The following is a 1,441-nucleotide window of genomic DNA, read 5'->3' on the forward strand; positions in this document are numbered from 1 at the left end:
GGTCAAGTCCCGTGGCGTGGTGTCATTTCGTTGTTTCCTGTTGGGGGGTGGTGGTCAGGCGGTGAGGTAGAGCTCGGGGCGTGCGGGCTCGGCGTGGTCGTGGAGGGTGTGGACGAGTTTGCGCATCGAGATGTCGGAGAAGTAGCGGCGTTCGCCGTAGGACCATTCCTCGTGTTGTTCTTGCAGGACGGCGCCGACCAGGCGGGTCACGCTGTCGCGGTCGGGGAAGATCTGGACGACGTCGGCGCGGCGTTTGATCTCACGGTTGAGGCGCTCGATGGGGTTGTTCGACCAGACCTTCTGCCAGTGCTCACGGGGTAGCGATGCGAACCCGGTGAGGTCGGCTTCGGCGGCCTCGAGCATGGCCGCGATCTCGGGGAACGAGCCGCGGAGACTTTCGGTGACGGCTTTGTATTGGGCGAGCACGGCTTCGGAGGTGGTCTGCGCGAAGATCGTCGAGATCAGCGCGTTGACGGGCTTCGATCGTGCCGAGCCGATCTTCTGCGTGACGTTGCGCGCGAAATGGACTCGGCATCTTTGCCACCCCGATCCGGGCAGGATGGCCTTGACCGCGGCCTTCAGTCCGGCGTGCGCGTCGGAGGTGACCAGGGTCACGCCCAGCGGGTCGGTATCGGTGGAGACCTTCAGCCCTCGGTCACGGAGGCTGCGGAGGAACTCGGTCCAGAAGTCGGTGGTCTCCGCGTCGCCGAGCGCCATCCCAAGGATCTCCCGGCGGCCCTCGCCGCTGACACCGGTCGCGACGACGAGAGCCTGGGACACGACGCGGCCGCGGTGGCGTACGTCGAGGTAGGTGGCGTCGAGGAACAGGTACGGGAACCAGGTGTGATCGATCCGCCGGTGCAGGAACTCGTGCACCGCCTCGTCGATCTCGGAGCAGATCCGCGACACCGTGGACCGGCTGATGCCGGTGTCGTTGCCCAACGCGCGGACCAGATGCTCGACCTTGCGGGTCGAGACTCCGTCGATCCAGGCCTGGCAGATCACCGCGTAGAGGGCTTTGTCGACCCGCCGCCGCGGGTGCAGTAGCGACGGGAAGAACGACCCCTCCCGCAGCTTCGGGATCGCAAGATCCACCTCCCCGGCCGGCGTCGCGAGCACCTTCGGACGCGTCCCGTTGCGACGCGTAGTCCGCTCCGAGGTGCGTTCGTAACGAGCGGCGCCGATCTTCGCGGTCGATTCCGCGTCAACGAGGTCTTGCAGTCCGGCTTGCAGCATCCGGCGGAACACGTCCGAGTGGGCGAGGTCGGGATCGGCGAGAACTTCACCGATCAGGGTCGTCAGGGCAGACTGGTACTGGGTCATCGTGGGATCTCTTCTTTGCTTCTTGCCGGAAACAACTGGTCATCCCACGGTGGCCCTTCGACGTCTACGACGACGAGAACCCCGCAGGAATTGACACCACGCTATGGGACTCACCCCG

The 1,441-nt window shown here is 65.7% G+C and carries 1 protein-coding gene; it reads right to left on the reverse strand.

Annotated features, from left to right (window positions below):
- Positions 1 to 54 precede the first annotated feature (54 nt).
- Positions 55 to 1,323, reverse strand: a complete 1,269-nt coding sequence (locus LL236_RS14715) for an IS256 family transposase (protein WP_228179574.1) — start codon at positions 1,321 to 1,323, stop codon at positions 55 to 57.
- Positions 1,324 to 1,441 lie beyond the last annotated feature (118 nt).

Source organism: Microbacterium schleiferi (genome assembly GCF_020781975.1).
In the GTDB taxonomy this organism is placed as follows: Bacteria; Actinomycetota; Actinomycetes; order Actinomycetales; family Microbacteriaceae; genus Microbacterium.

Coding starts and splice junctions, on each gene's coding strand:
- LL236_RS14715 (WP_228179574.1), bottom strand. CDS start 1,323: ATGACCCAGTACCAGTCTGCCCTGACGACCCTGATCGGTGAAGTTCTC.